The organism is Mesorhizobium sp. P5_C1 (genome assembly GCF_054049815.1).
In genome coordinates this window covers 1-3,135 of record NZ_JBFULQ010000601.1, presented here as the reverse complement: position 1 = coordinate 3,135, position 3,135 = coordinate 1, and the positions used below count along the sequence as shown (strand labels likewise).

Here is a 3,135-nt window from a genome sequence, read left to right as displayed (position 1 = left end):
GGCAGTATCGCGCCATCGAGTTCATGGCCGGCAACCGCAACCTCGCCATGCTAGGCCCGCACAAGCACCGGCCGGACCTCAGCGGGAAGCTTGAGGCGATCCTGGCCGAACCGTCGCTCTACGACGAAGCGCTGCTGCTGCTCGCCCGCAACGGATTCGACATCGGTGCTGACGCCAACCGTACCGACTGGCGTGAGACGCGCACCGAGAATGAAGCGGTCCTGGTCGCCTGGCAGACAATCTACCGCGACCCACAGCGCTACTGGATGTTCTACGAGCTGGCTGAAAAACTGGTCGACTTCGAGGATTATTTCCGCCGCTGGCGCTTCAACCACGTAACCACGGTCGAACGCATCATCGGCCTGAAGCGCGGCACCGGTGGCACGTCGGGTGCGTCCTACCTGAAGAAGATGCTCGAGGTCGTCCTGTTTCCGGAACTCTGGACAGTTCGCACCCGGCTCTAGCTTCTCAGGTCACCGCGGTTTTGACCGCGAAACGCGCGTCTTGCCAGACGCCAGTGCGCAGGATGTCTTCCAGCATGTCGACCGCCTGCCAGACATCCTTGTAGCCGATATAGAGCGGCGTGAAGCCGAAGCGGATGGTCGAAGGCGCCCGGAAATCGCCGATCACGCCGCGCTCGATCAAGGCCCGCATCACCTGGTAGCCGCTGGGGTGGATGAATGACACCTGGCTGCCGCGCTCGTTGCCGTTACGCGGGCTTTCAAGCTCGAGCCCGTACGCCCCGCACCTTGCTTCGACCAGCTGGATGAACAGATCGGTCAGCCCGATGCTCTTTTGGCGCACCGCCACCATGTCGACATCGTTCCAGAGGTCCAGGGCGCCCTTGAGCGCCCGCATCGACAACACCGGCTGCGTGCCACACAGGAACCGGCGAATGCCGGTGCCTGCGGCATAGCCTTGTTCGAAGGCGAACGGCCGCGCATGCCCCCACCAGCCGCTGAGCGGCTGATAGACATCACCGTGGTGCCGCTGTGCGGCATAGATGAAGGCTGGCGAACCCGGGCCGCCATTGAGGTACTTGTAGGTGCAGCCGATGGCGAAATCGGCATTGGCAGCGTCGAGTTCGACCGGCAGCGCGCCGGCGGTGTGACAGAGATCCCAGACGATCAGCGCACCAGCCTGATGGGCCTTGCGCGTCAGCGCCGCCATGTCGCGCAACTGGCCGGATTTGTAGTTGACGTGGTTGACCAGGATAACGGCGACGCGCTCGTCGATCAGTTCCTCGATATCAGGCGCGTCGACGCCCTCGAGCCGCAGGACCGTACCCGGCCGCGTCGAAGCAACGCCCTCGGCCATATAGAGATCGGTCGGGAAGCTGTCGCCCTCGGCGACGATGACCGACCGGTCCGGACGCATCGCGAGCGCCGCATGCAGCACCTTGTAGATGTTGATCGACGTCGTATCGCAGACCACAGTCTGACCGGCCGCGGCGCCGATCAGGCGTCCGAGCTGGTCGCCGAGCTCGACTGGCATGTCGAACCAGCCGGCGGTGTTCCAGGCACGGATGAGGTCCTGCGCCCATTCCTGTGTGGCGGCCTTGTTCAGTTCGTCGAAGACGGCGGGAGAAGCCGCGCCAAGCGAATTGCCGTCGAGGTAGATCACCCGTTGCGGCAAGACGAAACGATCGCGCATGGAACGCAGCGGGTCCGCGGCATCCATCGCCTCGATTGCAGCGAGATCGGGAGTTGCATTCATGGTCGACTATCCCCGCGCATGGGCGTGCTCAGATGAACATATCAGGTGAAACCGTTGGCGATCATGGGCAGTCCCTTGGGTCTTGTCAAACATTATATATTATTTACGCAATGGAAGGATTTCATATATAATCACCCGACCAATTGGTACGGATGGTCGGCAATGCTGGACGACGAGCACTTCTCGAAGACAGTAGCAGCCTACAGGCTGCTGCGCCGCGATATCCTCACCACCCGTCTGAAGCCCGGCGCGCCGCTCAAGCTCAGCGCGTTGCGCAACAGCTACGGCATCGGCTGGACACCGCTGCGCGAGGCACTCTCGCGGTTGGAGGCCGAGCGCCTGGTGACCGCCATCAGCAATCGCGGCTTTGCCGTCGCCGCGGTATCGCGCAACGAGTTGGAAGATCTGTCACGCGCCAGATTGGTGGTTGAACTGCCTCTGCTCCAGGAATCGATCGAGAAAGGCGGCCGTGAATGGGAGGACGCCGTCGTCGCTGCCCATTACCGGCTGTCGCGCAGCAGGACCGCGGTCGACGACCCGTCCGACGAAGTGGTCGACGAATGGGATGAAAAGCACGAGGCTTTCCACGCGGCACTGCTCAGCGCKGCAGCGTCCCCCTGGCTGCTGACCTTCCACTCCACGATCGCGGATCAGTTGCGTCGCCATCACCGCTTTCTTGGCCTGGCGCCAACCTTGCGGGCGGCCGCCGGTCTCCAGCATGGCTACGAAGAGGCCATGGAGGCGCTGCGCCAGGCCGTCGCGATCGAACATCATACCGCGCTCATGGAAGCGGCGCTGGATCGCGACATCGAGCGCGCGAAAACCCTGATGGTTGCCCACATCGGCTACACGCTGCATGTCTATGTCCATGCCGGCGACGGCAGCACAAACAAGCGGTAATGCGACGAGGAACAAGGCAAGGCCGATACGGGCAATTCCTCCGCCAAAGTTGGCATTTTGGCTCCCTTTCGTTCACGGGAGCCACGACCGGTGAAGTGAACCGAGCCCTCTTGTCGAGCTCCAGCGTTAGCCGAGGCCAAGCCCGACACTGGGTGAGCCACAGGCCATTAACCATAGCAATTTCAATCCAACCAAGCGCTCGGCGGTGGCAGGCATGCGTCGATCGCGACCCACTTCCGGGGCGCCAAATAATTTCAGCCGCCTTAACAAGTTCATTAAACTTTAAACGGTTGCGGAACACAACTGGAACAGATAGTGTTTGTTCTGGGTTTGTTTTTCCGATTCTGGTTTTGGGTAACCTGGGGGCTGCCATGCTGACGCGTAAACAACACGAACTGCTGATGTTCATTCATGAACGGCTCAAGGAAAGCGGCATTCCGCCATCCTTCGACGAGATGAAGGAAGCGCTCGACCTTGCCTCCAAATCCGGCATACACCGGCTGATCACGGCGCTGGAGG

4 protein-coding genes are annotated in these 3,135 nt (G+C 61.7%); 3 read left to right on the top strand and 1 reads right to left on the bottom strand.

The window, feature by feature from the left end:
- Positions 1-464, top strand: a 464-nt coding sequence (locus ACXJ7R_RS28625; RefSeq protein ID WP_457154760.1) for a tryptophan 2,3-dioxygenase family protein, incomplete at its 5' end; no start/stop codon positions are given.
- A gap of 4 nt (positions 465-468) precedes the next feature.
- On the opposite strand, the gene kynU is transcribed toward ACXJ7R_RS28625, so the two are convergent.
- Positions 469-1,716, bottom strand: coding sequence for a kynureninase (kynU, locus tag ACXJ7R_RS28620; protein WP_457154759.1), 1,248 nt, complete (start codon positions 1,714-1,716; stop codon positions 469-471).
- A 162-nt stretch (positions 1,717-1,878) separates the two neighbouring features.
- On the opposite strand from kynU, the gene ACXJ7R_RS28615 reads away from it, so the two are divergent.
- The gene (locus ACXJ7R_RS28615; RefSeq protein ID WP_457154758.1) at positions 1,879-2,616 is read left to right on the top strand and encodes a GntR family transcriptional regulator; all 738 of its coding nucleotides are present in this window, start codon (positions 1,879-1,881) and stop codon (positions 2,614-2,616) included.
- A 371-nt stretch (positions 2,617-2,987) separates the two neighbouring features.
- Positions 2,988-3,135 (top strand): LexA family protein (locus ACXJ7R_RS28610; RefSeq protein WP_457154761.1); only part of this gene is annotated, 148 nt, incomplete at its 3' end.